We start from the raw sequence: 24,846 nt of genomic DNA on the forward strand, positions 1-24,846 counted from the left end.
TTGGTCCCTTGGAACGCAGCTATCTCCTCGACGCTTTCGACAGTGGATGGATCTCTTCGCGAGGAGAGTACATCGGACATTCCGAGAAGATCCTTGCGAGTGTCGCAGGTACACCTTATGCGGCGGTTTGCAGTAATGGGACGACCGCGCTACACCTCGCGCTGCTCGCAATCGGGATCGCGCCTGGGGACGAAGTGATCATCCCCAGCCTCACGTACATTGCCACCCTGAACGCTCTTTACTACGTCGGAGCGACTCCGATCATCGTTGACGTGCTGGATGACACGTGGTGCATCGATCCGACTGCAGTCGAGTCGGTCATCACTGCCCGCACCAAAGCTATTATCGCTGTCGATCTGTACGGCCAGCCCGCCGACTATACCGCGCTGGCTCAGGTGGCGAAGCAACACGGCCTACGACTTATTGCTGATGCTGCCGAGTCAATCGCGGGATCCCTCCACGGAGTACCGACAGGAGCCCTCGCCGATGTGAGTGTCTTCTCATTCTTCGGGAACAAGGTGATCACAAGCGGCGAAGGGGGAGCGGTCACGACCGCTTCGCCTGACATCGATCGGCTCGTACGCCAGCTACGCAATCAGGGAAATCATCCCACGCAGCGTTACGTCCATGACATGATCGGCTACAACTACCGGATGACGAATCTGTCTGCGGCAATTCTCACCGCTCAGCTTGAGCGAATCGACGGACTGGTCTCTGAGCGTAGACGCGTAGTCGACACCTATACCTCTCTGATCGGGGGTTCAAACGCCTTTCGCCTCCAGGAGGTATCACCGGGAGCGGTGCCTACACCGTGGATGATTTCTGTACGGATCACTGGATTGGACTCGGCTAGAAGGGACGAGGTAATCCAGCGTCTCGGCGAAGTAGGCATTGAGTCACGACCGGTGTTCCCTCTCATTCAGACCATGCCGTTCGTGCCCAAGGAACACCGTCGATCGACACCTGTCGCTGAACTCATCTCGCAGGAAGGTATCAGTCTGCCTACGTTCCCGCAGCTCTCGGACGATACCATCCAAATGATCGTGGATGCTCTGCACCGTACGTTGGCCCAGATCTAACTGACCGACGACCGCCAAACGTGAACCGAAAACGCATCGCTTTCGCGGTCCTAAGTAACAGCGCCGCAAGCGTCGCTACCTTCTCATTATCAGTATCTGTGGCCAGGAATTCAACGATCGACGGGTTCGGTGCATTCTCTCTCGCGATGATCATTTTTCTGTTCGGGTCAGGCTTGCAACGGGCCGGTCTGACCGACTCTGCACTATCTCGCCCCGCGTCGAAAGGCGCATTCGTTCGAAACAGTCAAAGGGGATCGGTTGTTGGCGTGCTCGGCGGGATCTCACTCGCCGTCATCGGCACCCTTTCGGCGAACACGTACCTGATATTCCTCGGGATTGCCTTCCATGGCCTGCTGGCACTGGACTTTTTGCGGACGTATGATGCAGCAGTCGGCAACGTCACGCGGGCTTTCATGACGACCATTCTGTGGTCCGCGACCACAATCTCCTTTGCCGTCGTGTCGATCGTGTCCCCCATACCCTCCCCAGTCGTATTCGGATCTTGGGCATTCTGTGGCGCCACCATCGGTTATATTAGTGCGCTCATTGCGAGGATGCCGCTGGTCCCCCGCTGGCCCAAGAATCGATTCGAATCGCGTATCGCGGGACTGTTTGGCCTCGATTACATCGTCGGTTCCGGCGGTTCGTCCTTGACGACGGCGCTACTCGGTACTTTTGTCAGCCCGCAGGTAATCGCCGCAATCCGAGGCGGCGGCACTCTTCTCGGTCCGGTAAACCTTATCTCTGCCACCGTTCGTTCTCTGTCTCTACCCTTTCTAGCAGCAGGGGAACGCAGAATTTCCGAGTTCGCGAAGGCAGTTCGGCTAACACTCGCAGTCAGCGTGGTGATCACCCCGTTGCTGGGTTTCCTTGTCTTTCTGCCCGACACGTGGGGGGCAGAACTACTAGGCGAAAGTTGGACGGTTGCACGACCTGCTCTGCTCCCCCTAAGTATCGAGACGTTGCTTGCGCTTGTGGGTGGCATCGCTGCCGCCGGGCATCGCGTCGCCTTCGCCAGCGTCCGCACGTTGGTATTGCGTCTTTCTGTCGGCATCCCCCGACCATTTATAGTCGTGTGTTGCGCGGTAGCCTGGGGGATCCCTGGGGCCGCCTGGTCCATGGCGATAATCGCGGCGGTCAATGCTGTTCTCTGGTGGACCAGCTATCGTCTACTCACGCGGCCGGCTTAAACTACCACGTTACCGATTGAACACTCGTCCGGGTACGCCGACGACGACCACACCCGCGTCAACATCCTTAGTAACACATGCCGACGCCCCCACAGTCGCATCATTCGCCACGCGACGGTTTTCAAGGATAACGGCTCCCGCGCCCACCAGTGCTCGCCGACCTACCCTCACATCCCCCGAGATAATTGCACCAGGATTGATCGATACGAAGTCTTCAATTGTCACATCATGGCCAATCGTGGCATTCGGATTCACGGTCGAATAGCGGCCAATACGAACGTTCGTGGAAATGACAGCACCTGCGCAGACGATGGAGCCTTCGGCGATCGTCGTGTAACGCCCAACGTGGGCCGCTGGGTGTACGAGCGTCAGAGGTCTGATGCCCGCGCGAAGGAATCTATTGACCACCAATTCACGAATCCTGGGATCCCCCAGCGCAACAACGAAGTAATCCGCGTCCGGATTCGTTAGAAACTCGTCGTCCGTTCCTAGGTGACGCACTCCTCGCTGACGCAGCCTCGTTAGATGGGCGGCCATGGGTGACGGATCCGTCACCCCGACGACCGTGAAAGCTGCCTCGGACACCTCTGAAAGGTCATCTAGCACGTCAAGAGTCTCTCTGGCAAATCCTCCGGCTCCCGCGACTACAACCCTCCGACCAGCCGATTCAATATGCTTCCCGACCATTTTGACTATCCCTCGAGTGAATCGTTCCCGCGCACTCCCGTACGCATACGATGGGAGTGCGAGACGGAGCGGATGAAGGCGAGCACTCGTCTAGACGTGTCGCCAATCTCGTACTCTGCCGGGATCGATGCAGTCGTGCAGTGCTCATCGAGACTCAAACTCATTCGGACGGCATCGAGGATAGCGTCCTTCTCCAACCCTGTCGTGATGATCGTACCGACGTCGAGCGCCTCGGGACGTTCAATGAAATCCCGCATCGTGACGGCAGCGAACTTGAGGATGCTGGATTCTTCGCTGATGGTTCCGCTGTCCGAGAGCGTGAGCCGCGCGTTCAGCTGAAGTTTAATGTAGTCATGAAACCCAAACGGGGGATGAAAAATCAAACCTTCGCTATTGATTGAGCCGAGGCCCTCAAGCCTTTTCCGTGTGCGTGGATGCGTAGAGACGAGAACCGGCAGCGAATATTCCTCATGAAGCGATTGCAAGGCACGCACTGCAGAGCGAAGACGAACGGGGTGATCGACATTCTCCTCCCGATGCAAACTCACCAAAAAGTAGCCGTCTCTGGAAAGGCCCTGCTGCTCAAGTACGCCGCTCATCTCGATCTGCGATCGGTTCTGTGCCAGAACCTCCTGCATCGGAGAACCGGTCAACAGAATCCGGGAGGGATGAATGCCTTCTGCGAGGAGATTCCGTCGCGCATGCTCAGTGTAGACCAAATTGTAGTCAGAGATATGGTCCACGAGACGCCGATTGATTTCCTCAGGAACGTTCTCGTCAAAGGACCGGTTGCCCGCCTCCATATGAAATACCGGGACCTTCAAGCGCTTTGCAATCAACGCGGATATGCTGCTATTCGTGTCCCCAAGGATCAAGAATGCATCAGGCTTCTCCGTGAGAATAAGCTTCTCTATCTTGATCATGATGCTGCCCAAAGTCGAACCGAGGGAAGATGTATCCGCTTCGAGGAAATAATCTGGACGACGTAGACCCAAATCCGAGAAGAACACCTCGTTTAACTCATAGTCGTAGTTCTGACCGGTGTGCACGAGCACATGGTCGGCGTGATCGTCGAGTAACTTGATCGTTTCGGAGAGGCGGATAATCTCCGGGCGGGTGCCCACGACCGTCATAATCTTGAGCATCATTGATCTTCCCCTTGAACTCGTTCTAGATCCTTAACCATGTCCGCAATAGTAGGCAGAACCGTGTAACCACCGGCGGCCCATAGCGCTTCGTTGCGCGCTGGATCCGAGGATGCCAACGTCCGATTCACTGGGCTCCCAGTCTCAGTTGGCACTACTTCGATATCGTCACGTCCGAATGTTCGCAGGATCAGTCCCAGCAACTCATACTTCGAGACAGAATCTGCTGGGACAAGGTGAGCGAGCCCCGGTCGCCAGATGCCGTTCCTCACCACTCCTAGCGCCACCCGTGCGAAGGCCGTAGTAGTCACTCCGTTCCAGAAATGATCGGTATATCCGCGAATCACCGCTTCCTTAGGTTGTAAAACTGCCCAATCAACGAGCGATCGGTGCTCGCGCAGTTCACGCCCAATGATTGATGCACGGATATGCATAATCTGGGGGCTGGGAACTTCCCCGAGAGATTTCGTCTGCCCGTAGACATCGCCCTCATTGTGGGAGGATTCCTCAACGTATGACCCGAGCCTGCCGTCGTACACACAGTCCGTCGCAATTTGAATGATTCGGAACCCTCTTTCTCGCGAGGCCCGATCTAACTGATGCGGCAAGTTGGCGTTAAGGGCAATTGCACGCTCACGACTGTAGAGCGACGCGTCGTCAATCAAGTGTTTGATCAACCCGACGCAGTTGATCACTAGGTCCTGCTCAGCCAAACTACCAACGACTTCTGCCACGGGCGTAGTGGCGGCATCGAAGTAGATCAGTTCATCCGGCGATCTGTCGGCGACCTCGCGCTGAGTCGTAGTCCCGGCAACATCCAGTCCGAGCTCGGATGCGTGCGCCATCACTGCAGACCCAAGCATTCCAGTCGCTCCAAGAACGAGGATCTTCGACATCAGCGGTCGACTCTACTTGATTCCGCTTTACGCTCCGACGGCGTGATGCCTGCGGACGCAAGCACGGCTCGGATTTCTGGAAGCGTAAGCAGCAGCGCTTCGACACCCTCTACACTAAGCCTGTCGGCGGTGTGAGAGTCATAGTCCTCGAACTGGGATTGGCTAGGATCACCTTCCTCGAAGTATGCAGAGTAGTTCAGATCCCGTTTGTCTGCAGGAACCCGAAAGTACTCTCCCATGTCGTACGCCCTCGACAACTCTTCACGGGTGGCAAGTGCCTCGGAAAGCTTTTCTGCGTGCCTTGTGCCGATCACTTCCACCTTCGCGGAAGACTGGAACAGGTTGATCACTGCCTGCGCGAGATCACCGATCGTGCACGCTGGCGCCTTCCGAATGAACAGATCCCCCTGGGCGGCGTTCGTGAAGGCGAAATCGACAAGATCGACCGAATGGGCAAGTGACATCATAAATCGAGTCATGGCGGGATTTGTGACTGTCAAGTTCTTTCCCGACTGCAATTGTTTGATGAACAGAGGGATAACCGACCCTCTCGAGTACATCACGTTGCCATAGCGGACGCAGGAGACCGTAGTAGCCGTCTTCGGATTGTTAAGTCCGTGAGATTGCGCAACCTTTTCCATCAACGCTTTGGACATTCCCATCGCGTTGACCGGGTAAACCGCCTTGTCCGTGCTAAGACAAACCACCGACCTTACGTCATTCTTTTCTGCTGCCCTGACGACGTTTTCACTGCCCATGACATTAGTTCGAACAGCTTCCATAGGGAAGAATTCGCATGAGGGCACCTGCTTCAGAGCGGCCGCGTGGAACACATAGTCAACATCGCGGGATGCGCGTTCGACGCTTTCATAGTCCCGCACATCGCCGACATAGAACCTCAAACGGCTATCACTGACTTCGTGACGCATGAGGTCCTGTTTTGCCTCATCCCTGCTCAAGATCCTGACTTCACCGACGTCACGTCCCAATAGTTGAGCCGCGACGGTGTGGCCGAACGACCCTGTGCCTCCTGTTACGAGAACCCGCTTGCCTGTGTATGAGTCGTTCACCCTCGGCCTCCATTGCTGTTTATTACATTCGAAAGGGAATCGACGATCGCTGCCGTCGTGGACCGCACAGACAAGTGGGAATCGTAATAGCGACGCCCTCGTTCACCGTACCCTGCCCATTGAGAGGAGCCGGCATCAGCCATCCGGGTGATGGCAGCGGCGAGCCCCTCGGTGTCTCCCGGGCGTACCACGAGACCTGCCTCGGCATCGCTGATCATACGAGCGCCATCTCCGGCGAGGTGGCCGATTATCGGAACCCCCGAAGCAAGCAGGGATGCGATCTTACTCGGTGTCGTGTAGGCCAGGAACGGCGCATCGGAAAGACTCACAAGCTGGACCTGCGCACGCGCGATGAGCTCTGGGATCGTGTCCTGCGATACTCGGCCGAGGAACCTGACATTCGTGAGGCGCTCCTCCTGAGTGCGCCGCTCAAGTCGTTGTCGGCTGATACCGTCGCCCACGATCGTCACGCGGATGTCAGCTCGACCTCGGAGGAGTGCAGCGGCGTCGAGAAGCGTGTCGAGCCCCTGTACGTCGCCCACTGCGCCCGCATACATGATCTGCACCACGTCTGCCGCCTTGGCTGGAATGCCCTTTTCGGCACGGATGGCGTCCACAGGTCGGAAGAGGGCCTCGTTCGTCGGATTGGGAGCGTAAACAATCTTCTGCGGATCGATCTCCGGGTGTCGTGACAGCAAGATGTCGCGCACGCTGCGCGAGCTGACCCCGATGACTGCAGCATGCCGTTCGGTTACGCGCACCACCCTCGCCATCACAGATGCAGCGATGGTTCCCACGAGCCCTTGTGGCAGCATTCCGCTGTCGATCATCGAATCCGGCCAAAGGTCCTGCACATGGAGGAAGAACGGCTTGCGCCCCCATCTCGTGTGCCAGAGCAGCGGAAGCCCTACGGTCGGAGGCGAGTTATACACCCAAACCGCATCTGCGTCCTTAAGAGCTGCGCCCGACAGGGCTGTCGCCGACGCGAGAAAGGACACATAGTTGGCAATGCGTCCGAACGACGAGGAACTGTGATTCGGGTAGAGGGCGACCCTTGTGACATCCATACCCGGGCTGTGCTCTCGAGTCCGCGGGCGAATGCGAAAGCCGTCGTAAAGCACTCCATCGGGATAATTGGGAAACCCGGTGAGCACACGAACTTCGTGGCCTCGCGCAATCAGCTCGCGGGCGTAGACACCGGGTAGCGATGCCGGCCCGGGCTCTGGGTCAAACCACTGGCTGAGGATGCCGACTTTCATGTTGCTGCTCCCGATCCCGTCTCATGGTGCACGCCGTCCGAGAGAATACGCTCCAGTCGCTCACGCTGAACCGCAGGGAACGAACTCGAGAAGGAGGACACTTGCCGTTGCCCTAGCCACATCAATTCCAAACGGCGGGCTGCGCCGGCGATCTCCGGGACGACAACGCCGATGGTACGAGCGATCGTGATCAGCGCCCGACACAGAACAGGAGGCAGGCTACGTGGCACTCGGCCTCCTGCGCTGCGGAGCACATCTGAGGCCGAGAATCCCTCCCATGGCTGCAACATGATCGGACCGAGCTCCTGCTCGCTTCGCGCAACGCCAGTGACGAAGGCGACTAGCCCATCAATGCTACTCACCACCGTTGGTTGACTCCCGGTGCCTGCCACACTGGCCAGCGGAGACTGCGCGACCCTGCGAAGCGTCTCTGTCGTTCGTCGCCCAGGACCTTGCACAGAAGTCGCTCGAACCACGATCAGGTCCGGAGCGGAATCCGCTAGACACGAAACGAGAAAGGCTCGTTCCCCCAGCGCCTTGGATCGCGAATAAGGCGAGAACGGCGAAACCTCGAGGCTCTCGTCGAGAACGGCACGACGGCCCTGCGTGGCGGCAGAACTGAGGTGAATCACCCGTCGTGCTCCCGCAGCTGCCGCGGCCTTGGCTACGAGTACAGGCAGAAGCGCATTGGCCCCATAAAGCTCCTCGCTAGCGGTGGCGTCTGGCGTCGCAAGCCCTGCGGCGTTAATCACGACGTCCACCCGTCCGATCATTCTTGTCAGATCAGCGACAACGTGTTGATCCCCGATCGCTGAGGCGATCTCGAATGGGTCGTGACATTGTGGCGATAGCTTCACGCGAGGTCCGCGAACCCCGACGACGTCGATGTTCTGAGCGCGAAGATACGCAACGACGGCTGCCCCAACGAATCCTGTCGCCCCGATTACCGCATAGCGCTGCGGGCGGAAGCTCTGTCGTGGCGCGACCGCGAGAGGCTGCTCAATCTGGCCTACGGGGTGTGTAGACCGCAACGGGAGCTTGCTTCCGCGTAACCGCGGCAGCAGGAGGTAAAGTGCACAGACAAGGCAGATGCCAACTAGCGCTCCCCAGAACCAAACGCCGCCGCGCATTGCCACTATCCCGAGTCCAGCGTTGATCCCAGAGAGCAACGCCACGAGTATCGAGACCTGAACGTGTGATAGACCCGTGTCAGTCAGACGCTGGTACGCATGCGTCCGGTGCGCGCTAAGGACCGCCTCACGGCGGCTCGCCCGCCGGACAAGCACCGAGATCGTGTCAACAAGGTATATCGACAGTGGGGCGAACACCGTGAGCAGTGGCGCCCCGACGAATACTGCGGCGATGGTCGCGGCCGCCACGAAGCTGCCGAGCAGATAGCTGCCGACATCTCCGAGGAACATTCCCGGCGGCAGTAGATTCCACGGCAGGAAGACCGCGAACACGACGGCGATCAGCAGCCCCACAGCGATGAGCCATGAGAAGTCGAGCATTACGCCGATCGTCGCGAATGCCCCGCCGACAACCATCCCGTGCAGTCCTGAGATGCCATTAATTCCGTCCATGAAGTTAGCAAAATTGACGTATGCCGCGAACAAGATAATTGCGACGACGACAAGCCATCCTGCTGCTCCGAAGAAGTTACCCAGCCAAACCGCAGCGAAGCGCTCCGATCAGAAGCTGACTACCTGCGCGGACGGCAACGTTAACACCTCGCAGGTCCTCGGCCGCACCGACCATGCTCATCATCACGGCGCTGAGCGCCACCGCGACGAACGGTGCTGCCGCGTCAGTGCCTATGAACCCGGCGGTGACTACTCCTCCACCCACCATGACTCCGGCAAGTGGACCGATCCCGCCTCCGCGGAGCGTAGGCCGCACGTGTGATGAGCGTTCGTTGGGAACATCCAGCACACCAAGACGCGTCAGCGCCGGTCGCAGGAAGACGGGGACTATCCCCGCGACGAGCAGACCCAGGCCAACCCCGATCAAAATGGGCCAGGTCATCGATCATCTCTCCATGCAGACCCCTCGCCACCACATTCCGCCCTGCTCAGTGCTGAAGACTTCCGAGGTACAACGACGACCATACGACGATGCGCGATCGCCCTCACGGATTCAGCCCAGTACTCATCGCAGACGGACTGATGTCGAGAGCATCACGGTGGGATTACGGACGTGTCGTTGTTCCTGGGCTTCTCTGCCATCCGTGCTTTCCAGCCCGCGTTGTCCAGGCGCTCCGGCGAGATCGGGTCGGCATGCGTGTGGGAGATCTTGGGGTGGAACGGACGTTCCAAGTGCTCCTTCGCGCCCACGAGAACCTCGTGCAGCTTCTCGCCGGGCCGCAGGCCGGTGAAGATGATCTCGATGTTCTTGCCCGACATCGAGATCATGCGCTTGGCGACCTCCAGAATCGACACGGGCTCTCCCATGTCGAGGATCAGCACCTCGCCGGGGCGACCGATGCCGCCGGCCTGGATCACCAACTGGCACGCCTCGGGAATGGTCATGAAGTAGCGCGTCGCCTCGGGGTGCGTCACCGTGATCGGCCTGCCCTCACGGATCAGCGTCTGGAACGTCGGCAGCATCGAACCGCGGCTGCCGATCACGTTGCCGAAGCGCACCGACACGTAGTTCATACCCGTCTCCTGAGCGGCCCATGCGGTGAGCTTCTCGGCCACGCGCTTGGAGTGCCCGAGCACGCTGGAGGGATTGGCCGCTTTGTCGGTCGACACGTTCACGAAGTGCGTCACGCCCACTCGCCGAGCGGCATTGAGCACGTTCAGTGAACCGAGCACGTTGGTCTTCCACCCCTCGTCGGGGTACTGCTCCAGCATCGGCAGGTGCTTCAGCGCCGCCGCGTGGAAGACGACCTCCGGGCGGCGGTCGTCGAAGATGCCATTGATCACATCCGCCTCGCGGATGTTCGCCAGAACAACCTCGCGATTGTTCAGCAGCCCGTGTCCGGAGACACCGAGCTGCGCGACCTGCAGACCGGTCTCGTCACGGTCGAGCATGATCAGCTCGGCCGGGCCGAACTTCGACAGCTGACGGCACAGTTCCGACCCGATCGAGCCGCCGGCGCCGGTGACCAGCACGCGCTTTCCCGTGACATAGCCGGCGATCAGCTCGACGTTGGTGTCGACCGGATGCCTGCCGATCAGGTCTTCGATGCTGATGTCCCGCACATCGGTCGGCGCCTCCTCGCCCGACATCATCGCGTTCAACGTCGGGGTGACGGCGACGCGGGCGCCGACGCTCTCGGCGTGGTCGCTGATCCTGCGCAGCATGACGCTGTCGGCCTGCCCCATGGCGACGACCACCATCGTCGCGCCGGTGCGCTTGACCACATCAGCGACGTCGGAGGTGCGTCCGAGCACGGGCACCCCGCGCAACACGAGGTTCTTCTTCGCCGGGTCGTCGTCGAGCAGACCAACCGGCCGGATCGGGGATGTCGGGTCGGTCGTCATGTTGTGCAGCATGCGATCGGCGATAAAGCCGGCGCCGACGATGATCGCCGGCTCGGCATCGGCACCCGGCTTGCGCGAGTGGTCGAGCACCAGACGGGCGAAATAGCGCACCCCGAACATGAGCAGCAGCACGATCGGCGCCGCCAGGAACACGGTGCCGCGCGGCACGTGCACGGCATTGCCGATCACGGCGATGACGAGCCCCAGCACGATCGTGATGCTGAGCACGATCATGGCGAGCAGACGGACTTCGTCGAACGAGCCGTAGGTGTGGCGTCCGCGGTACAGCTTGGTCGCGTAGCCGATGGTCACGTGGATTCCGGCCGCGACCAGAGCGAGCAGCAGGGTGACCGTCCAGCCTTCGGGCGCCATCGAGAACTCGAAGCGCAGCGCCACCGCGAGGAGCACGCCGGTTCCCCACGCCAGCGCATCGACCACGGCCGCCCAGGCCCGACGCCGTCGCTGCGCAAGGGAGACGGCAGGTACGACGGTGATCTCACCGGTCGGTGGCACGGCTAAATTGGCTTCTTCAGCCCTCATGAGTCAACCCCTCAGTCGACGAACTCTGCTCACAGCATATTCCCACCCAACGCCGCGCCCTGCCCCGTGTCACGCGAGGTCACCCTTCGGGAATCGTGATGGGTGATCCGAGGTCGGCGGCCGGATCGGCACCCTGATCACTCGGGTCTGTCGGAGTCGGAGTGGGCGATGGGTCTGGCGTCGAATTCCTCGGCGGATTCTGCTGCTGCTCGCGTCTACGCTCCTCCTCACGCAACTGATCCGCGCGCACGCGGTCCTGATGCACCTGGTCGGCGACGAGCTCGATGAGGGCGGTGCGATAGCCCGACAGCGTCGCAAGGCCATCCGGCGTCGTGAGGTCGGCGGCGGCAACGGCTCCCGCGGCCACGGTCAAGGCGTCCTTGACATCCTGACCGGCATCCGGATTGTCGTCGATCGCCGCCTGGGTCGTCGGGACGAACGTCGCAGTGAAGGTCTTCAGCTGCGAGGCGAAGGCCTCGCCGCGGGACTGCACGGCGGCGCGCACCTCGCGCGCAGACGCCGTGGCACGATCCAGCTCGGTCAATTGCAGCTGAGCCGCGTCGATCGCCGCAGCGACCGAGGTGAGCGATCCCTTGTCCATGCTCTTGCGCTTGTAGGCATCGGGTAGCGACGGCGGTTCGACGGCCGCGAGGTCCTTGCGATACCCGTCGACGGCGGCGAGCGCGGCATCCAGCGCCTTGCCGTCGGCGATCGGAATCGTCCCGGCATCCGCGGGCGGCTCGCTCTGACCGGGCGGGATGTCTTCGGGATCGGGTGCCTCACGCACAGCCTCCAGCGCCGTTCGCAGGGCCGCGGCCTGCGCGTCGGCGGCGGCGATGTCGTCCGCGATCTGGGTCTGTCCCTCCACCAGACGCGCTTCGACGCTGCTGATCGTCCGCTCATCGGCGGTGAGCACTCCCAGCGCTTCGCTCGCCGGGCTGGCCGTCGCCGCCTGCATCCCCCCGACGACCCCCGCGGTGACCACTGCGACGACGGCGAGCGCGACGACGCCGACATTCAGGAGGTCGATCCGTCGGCGAACGGGCTTCTGCTTACCCTGCGGCCCCGGCGACGCCGACCGCGTGGGTTTCGCGTCGGCGGCGGCCTGGTTGACCAGACTCACCAGTGCAGGGCGCGAGGAGGCCCGATGGGTCAGATCGAGGTCGGCACGACGGTCACCGAAGAGCTGATCGAGCCGGCGCATCGTGTGGTGGTCGTCGAGCACCACCTGCGCGTCGCGATGCTCTTTCGCGTCGGGAAAGATGTCGTCAAGAGTGCTCATACCTGGTTCCGGGATCGAGTGCCTGCGGGCGGGTGCGCCGTCAGCCGATATCCTCAGACGATACCCGGGGTACCTGCCCGGTGTCTGGATCAACGGGAGCAGCATGGATCTTCGCGACCTCATCCGCGTCGCTCGACGCCAGATGGCCGTGCTCGTCGCCGCCACCATCATCGGTCTGTGCGGCGGTCTGATCTACTCGATGCTCACCCCCGAGCGCTACCAGGCATCCGTGCAGCTGATGATCACCGTCGACACCGCCGACGCGTCCACGACGGGCGAGCTGAACCTGGCCAACAGTTATGCCGTGCAGGTGGCCGAGAGCTACCGCGCCGTGCTGAACAGCACCCTCGTGCTGCGCCCGGTCATCGAAGACCTCGGGCTGGGCTACACCGCCGGCGCTCTGGCCTCCAAAGTGACGACGAGCCTCGCCCCCCGCGGCGTGATCATCACCGCCACCGTCAGCGACGGCAACCCCGGGCAGGCGGCGCGCATCGCCAATGCGATCGGCGAGAGCTTCAGCACCGTCATCGCCGATCAGGTCGAGCGTCGCGATGAGGCGACCGCCTACACCGTCAAGATCGTCACGGTGCAGCCCGCGAGCGTGCCAGTCACACCCGCAGCGCCGAATGTGCCCCTCTCGATCACCCTGGGCGCGATCCTCGGACTTGCGGTCGGCATCGGCCTCGCGCTGCTGCGCACCGTGCTCGACCGGCGAATCCGCACCCTCGACGACGTCGACAAGGCGGTCGACGCGCCCGTGATCGGCGGTGTTCCGTTCGACGCCACGTCATCCAGCCGCCCGCTCGCAGTCACCAGCGACCCGCACGATCCGCGCGCCGAGGCCTACCGCACCATCCGCACCAACCTGCGGTTCCTGTTCCCGCCGAACGAGGTCGGCGTCTTCGTCGTCACCAGCGCCGGACCCTCCGAAGGCAAGTCGACCACCGCGGCCAACCTGGCGATCGCGCTGAGCGAGTCGGGATATCGCGTCGCGCTCATCGATGCCGATCTGCGCAAGCCACGCGTCGCCGGCCTGTTCGGTGTGGAGGGCACGATCGGACTGACCGACGTTCTGGTCGGCCGAGTCAGCATCTCGGACGTGATGCAGCGCTGGGGTCGGGGAACGCTGTTCCTGCTGCCGGCGGGCACTCGTCCGCCGAATCCCGCCGAGATGCTGGGGTCATCGGCGATGGAGATGCTCGTCCTCGACCTCAAGGCGGCGTTCGACGTGGTGATCATCGATGCTCCCCCGGTGCTGCCGGTGACGGATGCCGCCGTCATCTCGCGCATCGCCACCGGGGTGCTGCTGGTGGCGGCAGCCGGAGCGACCACCACCGACCACCTCTCCGCCGCCGCAGAGCGGATCCACACAGCGGATTCCCGTGTGCTCGGCACGATCATCACCATGCTGCCCACCCGCGGAGCAGACAAGACCGCCTATGGTCGATACGGCTACAGCGCCGCGCACGCGGGGTCGACCACGTCTCACAGCACACATGTGTGAGAATCGAAGGACGTGGGGACGATGCATCACAGGCACTGGGGACAACTGAAACACAGACACCGGGTCTGGAACTGAGGAGAACGAACGCGTGGAGCTTCGCGACTACGTCCGCATCCTGCACAAGAACTGGATCCTGATCCTGATCCTTCTTGTGCTGGGTCTCGCGGGAGGCGCCGGATATGCGGCGCTGCAGGCACCCAAGTACGTCGCCTCGACACAGCTGTACGTGTCGGTGCGCACGGAGGGAGCCGCCACAGGCGACCTCGTGCAGGGCACGACCTTCGCGCGGCAGATGGTGACCAGCTACGTTGACGTCGTCAACACCGCCCTCGTGCTCGATCCGGTGATCGAGCAACTCAAGCTGGACACCACCGTCGCCGCCCTCGCACCCCGAGTCAGCGCGACCACGCCGCTCAACACCGTGCTGATCGACATCTCCGTGACCGACGGCGATGCCGAACGCGCCGCGAAGATCACCAACGCGGTCGCCGAGAGCTTCACCGGCGTGGTGCAGGGCAAGCTCGAGGCGCGCGCCGAATCCGCCGACGCGAGCCCCGTGCTGGTCACGATCACCGAGCCCGCCGTCGCGCCGAAGTCTCCGTCGAGCCCGAACGTGCGGATGCTGATCCTGCTCGGCGGACTGCTGGGCCTGGCCGTCGGCATCGGCCTGGCCATGCTGCGCACGGTGCTAGACACTCGCATCCACACGCTGCATGACCTCGAAGACATCACCGAGCGGCCCATGCTCGGCGGCATCGCGAATGACCCCGATGCGCCCAAGCGCCCGCTGATCATGCACGCCGACCCGCACAGCCCGCGCGCCGAGTCGTTCCGCACCCTGCGCACGAACCTGCAGTTCCTCGACGTCGAGGGCGGGCCGCGCATCTTCGTGATCTCCAGCGCCGGCCCCGGCGAGGGCAAGTCCACCACCTCGGCGAACCTGGCGATCGCCCTGGCCGAGACCGGTGCCCGCGTGGCACTGATCGATGGCGACCTGCGACTGCCGCGCGTGGCCGACTACATGGGCCTGGAGGGCGGCGTCGGGCTGACCGACGTGCTCATCGGCCGGGTCGACGTGGCCGACGCCCTGCAGAAGTGGGGCAAGAACGAACTGTTCGTGCTCACCAGCGGACGCATCCCGCCGAACCCCAGCGAGCTGCTCGGCTCCACGGCCATGACGCAGGTGCTCAAGCCCCTGGGCGAGTACTTCGACTACGTGCTGATCGACGCACCGCCGCTGCTGCTCGTGACCGACGCCGCCGTGCTCGGGCGCAAGACCCGTGGCGTGATCCTGGTCGCCGCATCCGGCAAGACCAAGAAGCAGGAGCTCACCGGAGCGGTGCGCAGCCTGGCCACCGCCGGCGTCGACCTGCTCGGCACGGTCGTCACCATGCTCCCGACCAAGGGTCCGGACAGCTACGGCTACGGCAGCTACACGTACGGCGCCAAGCACGTCGTCGACCAGGCCGAGCCGGAGCTCAGCGAGGCACAGGCGAAGCCGAGGCGACGAGCCACCGCGAAGGTCTGAGCTAACCGCCGCGCATCCCACCATGCCACGATGGAGGGATGAAGGGGATCATTCTCGCCGGCGGCTCGGGCACGCGACTGCATCCGATCACGCTCGGCGTCTCGAAGCAGCTGATCCCGGTGTTCGACAAGCCGATGATCTACTACCCGCTGTCGACCCTGATGCTCGCCGGCATCCGCGACATCCTGGTGATCACCACCCCACACGACGCACCGTTCTTCGAACGCCTGCTCGGTGACGGTTCGCACTTCGGCATCTCGCTGACCTACGCGCAGCAGGCCTCACCCGACGGTCTCGCGCAGGCGTTCACGATCGGTGCTGATTTCATCGGCGACGACTCCGTCGCCCTCGTGCTCGGCGACAATCTGCTCTACGGTCCGGGCCTCGGCACCCAGCTGAAGCGCTTCTCGGGCATCGACGGCGGGGCCATCTTCGCCTACTGGGTGTCGGAGCCCACCGCCTATGGAGTGGTCGAGTTCGACGGTGAGGGCCGGGCGGTCTCGCTCGAGGAGAAGCCGACTGTACCGAAGAGCAACTACGCGGTGCCGGGACTATATTTCTACGACAACGACGTGATCGAGATCGCCCGTGGACTTCGGCCGAGTGCGCGCGGCGAGTACGAGATCACCGACGTGAACCGCGAGTACCTGTCGCGGGGTGCACTGCAGGTGGAGGTGCTCCCCCGCGGAACGGCCTGGCTCGACACCGGCACGTTCGACCAGATGACGGATGCCGGCGACTACGTGCGCACCATGGAGCGTCGCACCGGGATGAAGATCGGGGCGCCCGAAGAGGTCGCCTGGCGACAGGGATACCTGTCCGACGACGAACTGCGCATGCGCGGCGAGGCCCTCGTGAAGTCGGGCTACGGGACGTACCTGCTGGGGCTGCTGGAGAGAGGCGAGCGGTGAGGCTTCTGGTCACCGGCGGTGCCGGGTTCATCGGATCGAACTTCGTGCACCACGTCGTGGAGCACACCGATCATCACGTCACGGTGCTCGACAAACTCACCTACGCCGGCAACAGGGCGTCACTCGCGGGCTTGCCATCCGACCGGGTCGCATTCGTGCAGGGCGACATCGCGGACGCCGAGCTGGTCGATTCGCTGTTCGCCGAGACGGATGCCGTGGTGCACTACGCCGCCGAGTCGCACAACGACAACTCGCTGCACGACCCGCGCCCGTTCCTCGACACGAACATCATCGGCACCTACGTGCTGCTCGAGGCCGCGCGCAAGCACGACGTGCGCTTCCACCACATCTCCACCGACGAGGTCTACGGCGACCTCGAGCTCGACGATCCGGAGCGGTTCACCGCGACCACGCCTTACAACCCGTCATCGCCGTACTCGTCGACCAAAGCCGGCTCCGACCTGCTGGTGCGCGCCTGGGTGCGCTCGTTCGGGTTGCGCGCCACGATCTCGAACTGCTCGAACAATTACGGTGCATTCCAGCACGTGGAGAAGTTCATCCCCCGTCAGATCACGAACGTCATCCGCGGCATCCGCCCCAAGCTGTACGGTGCGGGCCTCAACGTGCGCGACTGGATCCATGCCGACGACCACTCGTCCGCAGTGCTGCGGATCCTGGACGCCGGCCGCATCGGCGAGACCTACCTGATCGGCGCCGACGGCGAGAAGGACAATCGGTCGGTGATCGAACTGATCCTCACCCTGATGGGCCAGCCGTCCGACGCCTACGACCACGTCACCGACCGCGCCGGACACGACCTGCGCTACGCCATCGACTCCAGCAAGCTGCGCGACGAACTCGGCTGGACGCCGCAGTACGCCGACTTCGAGAAGGGACTCGCCGCGACCATCGACTGGTACCGGACGAACGAGGACTGGTGGGCACCCGCGAAGGATGCCACCGAGGCCCGTTATGCCGCACAATCGGTCGTTGAGCGAGGGAGCGCAGCGACCGAGACGAAACGCGACCACGGAGAGACCGCATGATCCGCGAGACGCCGATCCCCGGCCTTCTGCTCGTCGACCTGGGCGTGCGGCACGACAACCGCGGCTGGTTCAAGGAGAACTGGCAGCGCGAGAAGATGGTCGCCGCTGGCCTGCCGGACTTCGGCCCCGTGCAGAACAACATCTCCTTCAACGACACAGTCGGCACCACCCGCGGCATCCACGCCGAGCCCTGGGACAAGTTCGTCTCCCTCGCCACCGGCCGCATCTTCGGCGCCTGGGTCGACCTGCGCGAAGGCCCCACCTTCGGCACCGTGTTCACCGCCGAGCTCGATCCCTCTCGCGCGATCTTCGTACCCCGCGGCGTCGGCAACTCGTACCAGACGCTCGAGGCGAACACGACGTACGCGTACCTCGTCAACGACCACTGGTCCCCCGACGTCGACTACGCCTTCCTGAACCTCGCGGATGAGACCGCCGCGATCGCGTGGCCCATCCCCCTCGACCAGGCCGAACTGTCCGACAAGGACAAGGCGCACCCGCGGCTGGCGGATGTCACACCGATCCCGGCTCGCAAGATCCTGATCACCGGCGCCGACGGACAGGTCGGTCGCGCACTGCGGATGCTGTACGGCGATGCTCCGCACGTCGAGTACGCCGACCGGGCATCCCTCGACCTCACCTCCGCGGACCTGGCCACGGCACGGCGTTGGCGCGACTACAGCACGATCATCAACGCGGCCGCCTACACGCGCGTCGACGCCGCCGAGACCGCCGAGGGCCGGGCCGATGCATGGGCGGTCAATGCCGCGGCATCCGCTTCTCTCGCCCGCATCGCGGCCGAGTACGGGATCACCCTGGTGCACATCTCGAGCGACTACGTCTTCGACGGGGCCTCCGAGCAGCCGTACTCCGAGGCTGCGCCGCTGAGCCCGCTGGGCGTGTACGGGCAGACGAAGGCGGCGGGCGATATCGCCGCCTCCACCGCAGCGCGGCACTACATCGTGCGGACGTCGTGGGTGATCGGCGACGGCGCGAACTTCGTGCGCACCATGGCATCCCTCGCCGAACGCGGCATCGACCCGCGCGTGGTCGATGACCAGACCGGCAGGCTCACGTTCGCCGACGACATCGCCCGCGGCATCCGACACCTGCTCGACACCGGCGCTTCCTACGGGACGTACAACCTCACCGGGTCGGGTGCTGCCGTTTCGTGGGCAGACGTCGCCCGCTCTGTCTTCGAGATCGCCGGCCACGATCCGGCGCGGATCACGCCGGTCAGCACCGAGGAGTACTACGCGGATGCCACCGGGCCGATCGCCCCGCGCCCCCGCAACAGCGTGCTGAAGTTGGCAAAGATCGAGGCGACCGGGTTCGTCCCGGGGGATTCAGCTGAGGGGCTGCGGGCGTACCTCGGAGGTTGAGGAGCCTGTTCTCCACATTCGACGACTGGCACGGGTTGTCCACAACCGCCGGGATTCCGACGATGGGACATCCCACTGCTTCGTAGGATCGTGACAGGCCCCGAGATTCGAGGCAGAATGGAGGCATGTACATGTCCGCCGAACTGATTGCGATCCTGAGCTGCATCGTCACGCTCGGCGTCGGCATGTTCGCGGGCTTCGCCTGGATGGTGCGACGACTTGACCGAGTCGAAGACAAGCTCGGCTCACGGATCGACGGAGTCGAACAGAAGCTCGGCGCGCTGACCGGCGAGGTGACCGATCTGAAGATTGCGGTCGCGCGATTCGAAGGACCGCCGCGGCACCTGATTCAATCGCGCTGAGCGCTGACGACGTTTGGTGAGACGCTGAGAATCAGGGCGCGGCACACACCCGATAGCGCGCGCCCTCGACGAGCGTCGGAGTCTTGCAGGGGAAACCCGTCAGCCGTGGCACGCCGGCCATGGCGTTCGCATCGAACAATCCCACGTGCGCACCCGACAGCACAATTGGAGCGACCGCTGCACCCCACGGGTCCGCAGCCAGCCAGGTCGTACCGGTCTCCCGCACCCAGTCTGCGATCGGAGCGACCGCCACCCGCTGGGTGGCGAGCGTCTCGGAACGCGGCAGCGCAGTCTGCTGCACGTGTCCGACCACGCTCCACGCCAGCGACGCGCTGAGCAGAGCCACCAGAAGGGCCCCCAGAGCGCGTCTGAGGCCCCCGTGAGCGATGAGCGCCCTCGTGCCCCATACGGCGCAGATGACGAGCACAGGGAAGAAGGCAGGCACGCCGGCCGCCGGATGCCGCACCCACAGCGGAGTGTGCGCGGCCGTCGACCACCAGCCGACGAACGCGAGAGCGCCGACGGCCGACACGGCGATCAGCATGACGGCGAGCCGATCGGCATCCGTCGCCCTGCCCCGGACCGCCAGCAGCCCGCCGACGATGAGCAGCACGCAGAGCACCGCGGTCGCGATCCCCACCCACGACGGCACGAACCACGCCCCCGCGAGAGTCTCGAGCTTCTGCGGCACGGTGGTCGGCTGCACGTGCTGTCCGCCGCCGCGTACGAAATGCGCCAGACCGCGCAGATGCTCGACGAACTTCGCCGACCCCATCGACAGGAACGCGGCGACCTCGACGAGCAGGGTCGGCACCCCGGCCAGCACCAGCGGCAGCCACGACCGCTTGAGCGTCTGCACGATCCGCTGCCACCCGTGCCCAGGCGCGAGCACCCACAGCGCCACCGCGAAGCCCGGCAGCGCGAGCAGCGCGATCAGCTTGGCCTGCACAGCGAGCCCCACGAGCAGCCCCGCGAGCCATGCCCGGCGCGGCAGCACCACCAGCGCCCACACCAGCAGAGCCGCCGCCGGAACCTCACCGAGCAGATCGGTGGGGCCCTGGATGGGCGAGACGCTGCCGAGCCCGTTGAACGCCAGCGGCACGGACGCGGCCAGGAGCGCCGCCCAGCGGCCGGCGGTGCGCCGCCCGAGCACGATCAGTCCGGCGATCAAGGCGATCCAGAACGCCAGCGGGATCATGCGGGCGCCGATCACGGCATCCGCCCCGAAAGCCAGCACCGCCGTCACCGGCAGCAGCACGGTCGGCCCGGTGGAGATGCGCGGATCGAACAGGGTCAGCGTCGAGCCCGACAGTGCACCGTCGCTGGCGTAGCCGAGCCCGGCGAGAAGGTTGCGTGGCACGGTGAGGTTGAACGCCTCGTCCTCCCAGAAGCGGGCGCCCAGGCTGTGCTGGATCACGATCACGTGGCAGACCAGCAGCGCCGCCGCCAGCAGCCAGAAAGCGACCGTGCGGGCGAGCCTCATGGCCTGCGGTTCTCCAGGCGGAGGCTGCGCAGCGGCGCCCCCGGGCGCAGCGACAGACGCCACGCTTCGCGCAGCGCCTCCGCGACGAACTTCCGCAGCCGCGGCGGCGGCACAAGGGCCTTCACTCCCCCGCCCCACATGGTCCCCTGCGTGGACGAACCACGACGTGGAATGCTGCGCACGGCCACATACCGCACGACGAAACCGCCACGAGCCTCGGCCAGCGAGAAGTGCACGTGCGGCACCAGCGCATCGGCCGGCACGGCATCCATCAGCATCCGCAGTGCTGCCGGCCGGTAGGCGCGCAGCGGCGTGTTCACGTCGGGAACCCGGTGCCGCGCGACCGCGGCGATCATCAGACCCACCGCTCCGGTCAGCACACGGCGGTACCAGGGGTCGGTGCGACTGTGGCGCACGCCATGAACGACATCCGCCCCGGTGCCCTCGATCGCGTTCACCAGACGGGCGAAGTCAGGGCCGAGGAACTGCCCGTCGCCGTCGACGTGCACGAGCAGATCGGGATCCAGCGCCAGACCCGCACGGTACGCCGCCAGCGCCGTCGGCCCGTGGCCGCGGTTCTGCGCCTGCGGCTCCACCTGCACGTCCTGGATTCCCGTGAGCGCGGCGACTGTGGCATCCGTCGACCGGTCGTCCGCGACGACGAAGGTGACCCGATCGGCGAGCGGCGCGACGTGCTCGCGGATCTCGTCGATGAACCCGCGGATACCCTCGGCCTCGTTGTAGGCGGGCATCACGATGGCGAGATGAGCTGCGGACACACGGTTCCTCACAGTACGACGAGAGCGGACGGTCGCACTCCCCCGGTATTCTAAGGGAGCTATGAAGATTCACCCCCGACTGCGTCGGCTCGCCTCTGTCGGGAGTCGCTTCCTCGTCGTGGGCGGACTCAGCACCGTCATCGAGATCGCCGTGTTCAACCTGCTGGTCTACGCGATGGGCGTCGACGTGGTGTGGGCCAAGATCATCGCCTCACTCGTCGCCCTGATCAACGCCTACTTCGGCAACCGGGAGTGGACCTTCCGCAACCGCGACCGCCGCGGGCGCGTGAACGAACTCGTGCTGTTCCTGCTCACCAACGCCGCCTGCACCGGCCTGGGAGCACTGCTGCTGTGGGCCGGAGTGCAGGCCGTGAGCGCATTCCAAGGCCATGCCGCCGGGCCGTTCGCGGTCAACATCGTCAACCTCGCGAGCATCGCCATCGTCGTGCTCGTGCGCTTCGTGCTCTACCACTGGGTGGTGTTCCGCGTCAGCGCGTCCAAGCGCTGAGGCGGGGCCTGTCGCATACTCGTACGCTGTCAGAGTCGCCGCACGGTGATGTCCGTCTGAGCCCCGTAGGGGATCGCAGCCTGGACCCACTTCCGTCGCCACTGCGCCAGGAGCTTCTGGTCGTCTTTTCCCGGCTTCGCAAGTCTCGAGATCAGCTTGAACATCTCCTCGACGTAACCAGGAATCGCTACCACTTCGCCTGCCGTGGCTTCAGCGAGAATCCGCAACGCAAGGTCCGCATCGACTCCCTCCTTGAGGAGTGCAAGGATCTCGCGGGCGTCCTTCGCGCCTTTCTCGGAATGCGATCGGTCGAGTAAGTCGGCGAGCTTCGTCACGGCGTGAGCCTCGACTGTCAGCAGGAGCCACGGCGGCGCGATCTCACGATCGACGTGGTTCGCGAGCGCTTCGACCCGCAACCGCAGGCGCATTCCGAGCTGGGATTCGTGCGGAATGTAGATGTCCAGGTGCACGCCCTCGAGCTCACCACTGAACTTCCGCCCTTGGTGGACGGTATTGTCAGAGATTTCCGGAACGACCTGGTGGATTCTGTGCCGGCCCCTGTTCAGCCATGAGCCTTCTGGTCCCAGTCCGCTTCGCTGAACAGTTGTCGATGCAGCGCCATCCGGAACTCGGTGGCCTGCCACCCTGGAAGCGCGAACAGGTCAGCATATGTCTGCGCCCGGCTCGCATATCCCGAACTCCACGTCCGGCGCGCAACCGCATCCCGGACGACGACACGTACTTCGTCACCGGGAGGAAGAGTTGTCGCCGGATCTCCGTCTGACTCCTGATCGACGTACACCAGCCGGATCCCTACTGCGGCTACGGTGTTCCTGCCCCCCAGCCAGTGGACCGCGGCGTCGGCCCCACCTACTGTCACGCTCTCGGGGTCTTCAGCCAATAGGTCGTTGATCGCTGCGGCCGTCGTCATGGCGAGAGTGTCGTTGACGAGGTTGCGATAGCCGCTCATCTGAATCAGGATCTTCTCCGGCGAGAGCACCGTAAGCCCTCCGCGGCGCCGTATCGACACCGCGCCGATGTCGACGAGCCGTCGAAGCGCATGGTGCGCGTTTCCGCTGGTGAGGTCAGCCATGTCGGCCAGCGTCGTGACATCGGGCCACTCCCGCCGGCCGTCGAGCGCCGCGTCGGCAAGCGTGCGCCAGAGCCTTTCCGTCTGCTTCACAATCACAGCTCACCTGGAAAAGCTTGATTCTGGATCAAGTTTTTCCTTGATTCTGAATTGAGGTTTTCCTGCTCCAGGGCTGTTCACCCCACCGAAACGAATGAAGGCGGCCACCCCGGAGGGAAGCCGCCTTCAGACGTGTTCTGCGGTTCAGAGTGCCAGGTGCTGTCTGACCACCGACGCCAGCGATTCCGCGTGGGCGTGAGCGGTCTCGGCATCCGCTGCCTCGACCATCACGCGCACGAGCGCCTCCGTGCCCGACTTGCGCAGCAGCACACGGCCGGTCGAGCCCAGCTCGGACTCGACGTGCTTCACGGCATCCTGCACGTCGGCGTGATCCGAGACGGCGTCCTTGTCGACATCCTTCACGTTGATCATCACCTGCGGGTACACGGTCATGACCGACGCGAGCTCCGCGAGGGTCTTCTTCGTGCGGGCCATCTCCGCCACCAGGTGCAGACCCGTCAGCACGCCGTCACCGGTCGTGGCGAACTCGCTCATGATCACGTGACCGGACTGCTCGCCGCCGAGCGAATAGCCGCCGGCGTTCATGTCCTCGAGCACATAGCGGTCGCCGACACCGGTCTGACGCACGGTGATGCCCTGCTCGTGCATGGCGACGTGCAGCCCGAGGTTGCTCATCACCGTGGCGACGAGCGTGTCGTCGACGAGCTTGCCGCGGCTCTTCATCGCCACGGCGAGGATCGCCATGATCTGGTCGCCGTCGACGATCTTGCCGTCGGCGTCGACCGCCAGGCACCGGTCCGCATCGCCGTCATGAGCGATGCCCACGTCGGCCCCGACGCGCACGACCTCGGCGGCCAGCTTGTCGAGGTGGGTCGAGCCCACGCCGTCGTTGATGTTGATGCCGTCGGGCTCGGCGCCGATGACGGTCACCTTCGCGCCGGCACTGGAGAACACTTCCGGAGAGGCGCCGGATGCCGCGCCGTTGGCGCAGTCGAGCACCACGTGCATGCCGTCGAGCCGATGCGGCAGAGACGCCAGCAGGTGCAGGACGTAGCGATCCTCGGCATCCGAGAAGCGCTGCACGCGACCCACATCGCCACCGGTCGGCTGCAGCTTGATACCCGACAGCATCGTCTCTTCGATGCGCCGCTCGACCTCATCGGGCAGTTTCACTCCGCCACGGGCGAAGATCTTGATGCCGTTGTCGGGCGCCGGGTTGTGCGATGCAGAGATCATCACGCCGAAGTCGGCGTCGATGTCGGAGATCAGGAAGGCCGCCGCCGGGGTCGGCAGAGTGCCGGCATCCAGGACATCCACGCCCGACGAGGCGAGACCCGCCTCCACAGCGGCGCTGAGGAAGTGACCTGAGATCCGCGGGTCGCGAGCGACCACGGCGGTGAGCCGCTTGCCGGCAGCCTTGCGGGCCTCGGCAATACGGCCCTGGCCCAGGACGACAGCAGTCGCCTGGGCCAGGGTGAGCGCAAGTTCGGCGGTGAGGGTGCCATTGGCCAGCCCTCGCACGCCGTCCGTACCGAACAGTGCCATGTAGGGACTGCG

General features: G+C 64.0%; 23 protein-coding genes. 10 read left to right on the forward strand and 13 right to left on the reverse strand.

Annotation, left to right across the window (positions count from 1 at the left end):
- Positions 1 to 8 precede the first annotated feature (8 nt).
- Positions 9 to 1,079 (forward strand): DegT/DnrJ/EryC1/StrS aminotransferase family protein, encoded by a 1,071-nt coding sequence (locus QF046_RS07245; RefSeq protein WP_307367731.1) that lies wholly within the window; start codon positions 9 to 11, stop codon positions 1,077 to 1,079.
- Positions 1,080 to 1,099: 20 nt separating this feature from the next.
- Complete coding sequence (locus tag QF046_RS07250; protein WP_307367735.1) at positions 1,100 to 2,269, forward strand: hypothetical protein; 1,170 nt, start codon at positions 1,100 to 1,102, stop codon at positions 2,267 to 2,269.
- Between the two features lie 9 nt (positions 2,270 to 2,278).
- On the opposite strand, the gene QF046_RS07255 is transcribed toward QF046_RS07250, so the two are convergent.
- From QF046_RS07255 to QF046_RS07280, 6 genes are read right to left on the reverse strand one after another with little or no spacing between them, the layout of a single operon-like run.
- Positions 2,279 to 2,956 (reverse strand): acetyltransferase, encoded by a 678-nt coding sequence (locus QF046_RS07255; protein WP_307367738.1) that lies wholly within the window; start codon positions 2,954 to 2,956, stop codon positions 2,279 to 2,281.
- A gap of 5 nt (positions 2,957 to 2,961) precedes the next feature.
- Complete coding sequence (gene wecB, locus QF046_RS07260; protein WP_307372769.1) at positions 2,962 to 4,101, reverse strand: non-hydrolyzing UDP-N-acetylglucosamine 2-epimerase; 1,140 nt, start codon at positions 4,099 to 4,101, stop codon at positions 2,962 to 2,964.
- Positions 4,101 to 4,997, reverse strand: coding sequence for a sugar nucleotide-binding protein (locus tag QF046_RS07265; RefSeq protein WP_307367741.1), 897 nt, complete (start codon positions 4,995 to 4,997; stop codon positions 4,101 to 4,103). Before QF046_RS07265 ends, wecB begins: the two co-directional genes overlap by 1 nt.
- The gene (locus QF046_RS07270) at positions 4,997 to 6,067 is read right to left on the reverse strand and encodes a polysaccharide biosynthesis protein (RefSeq protein ID WP_307367743.1); all 1,071 of its coding nucleotides are present in this window, start codon (positions 6,065 to 6,067) and stop codon (positions 4,997 to 4,999) included. The genes QF046_RS07265 and QF046_RS07270 overlap by 1 nt, the downstream gene beginning before the upstream one ends.
- On the reverse strand, positions 6,064 to 7,326 hold the full coding sequence (locus QF046_RS07275) for a glycosyltransferase family 4 protein (RefSeq protein ID WP_307367746.1): 1,263 nt from the start codon (positions 7,324 to 7,326) through the stop codon (positions 6,064 to 6,066). Before QF046_RS07275 ends, QF046_RS07270 begins: the two co-directional genes overlap by 4 nt.
- A complete protein-coding gene (locus tag QF046_RS07280; RefSeq protein WP_307367749.1) occupies positions 7,323 to 8,909 on the reverse strand; it encodes an NAD-dependent epimerase/dehydratase family protein in 1,587 nt (528 codons plus the stop codon). Before QF046_RS07280 ends, QF046_RS07275 begins: the two co-directional genes overlap by 4 nt.
- On the opposite strand from QF046_RS07280, the gene QF046_RS07285 reads away from it, so the two are divergent.
- The gene (locus QF046_RS07285) at positions 8,908 to 9,231 is read left to right on the forward strand and encodes a hypothetical protein (RefSeq protein ID WP_307367752.1); all 324 of its coding nucleotides are present in this window, start codon (positions 8,908 to 8,910) and stop codon (positions 9,229 to 9,231) included. The two genes, QF046_RS07280 and QF046_RS07285, sit on opposite strands and share 2 nt — an antisense overlap.
- Before the next feature lie 272 nt (positions 9,232 to 9,503).
- On the opposite strand, the gene QF046_RS07290 is transcribed toward QF046_RS07285, so the two are convergent.
- Positions 9,504 to 11,354 carry a nucleoside-diphosphate sugar epimerase/dehydratase gene (locus QF046_RS07290; RefSeq protein WP_307367755.1) on the reverse strand — a complete coding sequence of 617 codons (1,851 nt, stop codon included), beginning with the start codon at positions 11,352 to 11,354 and terminating at the stop codon, positions 9,504 to 9,506.
- 79 nt (positions 11,355 to 11,433) lie between these two features.
- Positions 11,434 to 12,636, reverse strand: a complete 1,203-nt coding sequence (locus QF046_RS07295; RefSeq protein ID WP_307367758.1) for a hypothetical protein — start codon at positions 12,634 to 12,636, stop codon at positions 11,434 to 11,436.
- 103 nt (positions 12,637 to 12,739) lie between these two features.
- Here QF046_RS07295 and QF046_RS07300 point away from each other — a divergent pair, with 103 nt between their 5' ends.
- From QF046_RS07300 to QF046_RS07325, 6 genes are all read left to right on the forward strand, one after another.
- On the forward strand, positions 12,740 to 14,140 hold the full coding sequence (locus tag QF046_RS07300) for a polysaccharide biosynthesis tyrosine autokinase (RefSeq protein WP_307367761.1): 1,401 nt from the start codon (positions 12,740 to 12,742) through the stop codon (positions 14,138 to 14,140).
- Between the two features lie 88 nt (positions 14,141 to 14,228).
- Entirely contained in the window at positions 14,229 to 15,668 is a 1,440-nt protein-coding gene (locus tag QF046_RS07305) for a polysaccharide biosynthesis tyrosine autokinase (RefSeq protein WP_307367764.1), read from the forward strand.
- A gap of 38 nt (positions 15,669 to 15,706) precedes the next feature.
- Positions 15,707 to 16,579 carry a glucose-1-phosphate thymidylyltransferase RfbA gene (rfbA, locus tag QF046_RS07310; protein ID WP_307367767.1) on the forward strand — a complete coding sequence of 291 codons (873 nt, stop codon included), beginning with the start codon at positions 15,707 to 15,709 and terminating at the stop codon, positions 16,577 to 16,579.
- Positions 16,576 to 17,625 (forward strand): dTDP-glucose 4,6-dehydratase, encoded by a 1,050-nt coding sequence (gene rfbB / locus QF046_RS07315; RefSeq protein WP_307367770.1) that lies wholly within the window; start codon positions 16,576 to 16,578, stop codon positions 17,623 to 17,625. The genes rfbA and rfbB overlap by 4 nt, the downstream gene beginning before the upstream one ends.
- On the forward strand, positions 17,622 to 19,007 hold the full coding sequence (gene rfbD, locus QF046_RS07320) for a dTDP-4-dehydrorhamnose reductase (RefSeq protein ID WP_307367774.1): 1,386 nt from the start codon (positions 17,622 to 17,624) through the stop codon (positions 19,005 to 19,007). Before rfbB ends, rfbD begins: the two co-directional genes overlap by 4 nt.
- A 125-nt stretch (positions 19,008 to 19,132) precedes the next feature.
- On the forward strand, positions 19,133 to 19,369 hold the full coding sequence (locus QF046_RS07325) for a hypothetical protein (protein WP_307367778.1): 237 nt from the start codon (positions 19,133 to 19,135) through the stop codon (positions 19,367 to 19,369).
- A gap of 31 nt (positions 19,370 to 19,400) precedes the next feature.
- Here QF046_RS07325 and QF046_RS07330 read toward each other — a convergent pair whose 3' ends face one another.
- On the reverse strand, positions 19,401 to 20,852 hold the full coding sequence (locus QF046_RS07330; RefSeq protein ID WP_307367781.1) for a hypothetical protein: 1,452 nt from the start codon (positions 20,850 to 20,852) through the stop codon (positions 19,401 to 19,403).
- On the reverse strand, positions 20,849 to 21,631 hold the full coding sequence (locus QF046_RS07335; protein WP_307367783.1) for a glycosyltransferase family 2 protein: 783 nt from the start codon (positions 21,629 to 21,631) through the stop codon (positions 20,849 to 20,851). Before QF046_RS07335 ends, QF046_RS07330 begins: the two co-directional genes overlap by 4 nt.
- Before the next feature lie 61 nt (positions 21,632 to 21,692).
- Here QF046_RS07335 and QF046_RS07340 point away from each other — a divergent pair, with 61 nt between their 5' ends.
- Positions 21,693 to 22,139: a GtrA family protein gene (locus tag QF046_RS07340; RefSeq protein WP_307367786.1), complete on the forward strand. Its 447-nt coding sequence runs from the start codon at positions 21,693 to 21,695 to the stop codon at positions 22,137 to 22,139.
- Positions 22,140 to 22,168: 29 nt separating this feature from the next.
- Here the strand turns inward: QF046_RS07340 and QF046_RS07345 are convergent, their stop codons facing one another.
- The 3 genes from QF046_RS07345 to glmM form a co-directional block, all read right to left on the reverse strand.
- Positions 22,169 to 22,609: a hypothetical protein gene (locus tag QF046_RS07345; RefSeq protein WP_307367789.1), complete on the reverse strand. Its 441-nt coding sequence runs from the start codon at positions 22,607 to 22,609 to the stop codon at positions 22,169 to 22,171.
- Between the two features lie 92 nt (positions 22,610 to 22,701).
- A complete protein-coding gene (locus QF046_RS07350) occupies positions 22,702 to 23,322 on the reverse strand; it encodes a hypothetical protein (protein ID WP_307367792.1) in 621 nt (206 codons plus the stop codon).
- Between the two features lie 150 nt (positions 23,323 to 23,472).
- A complete protein-coding gene (glmM, locus tag QF046_RS07355; protein ID WP_307367795.1) occupies positions 23,473 to 24,834 on the reverse strand; it encodes a phosphoglucosamine mutase in 1,362 nt (453 codons plus the stop codon).
- Positions 24,835 to 24,846 lie beyond the last annotated feature (12 nt).

The organism is Microbacterium sp. W4I4, from assembly GCF_030816235.1.
In the GTDB taxonomy this organism is placed as follows: Bacteria; Actinomycetota; Actinomycetes; order Actinomycetales; family Microbacteriaceae; genus Microbacterium.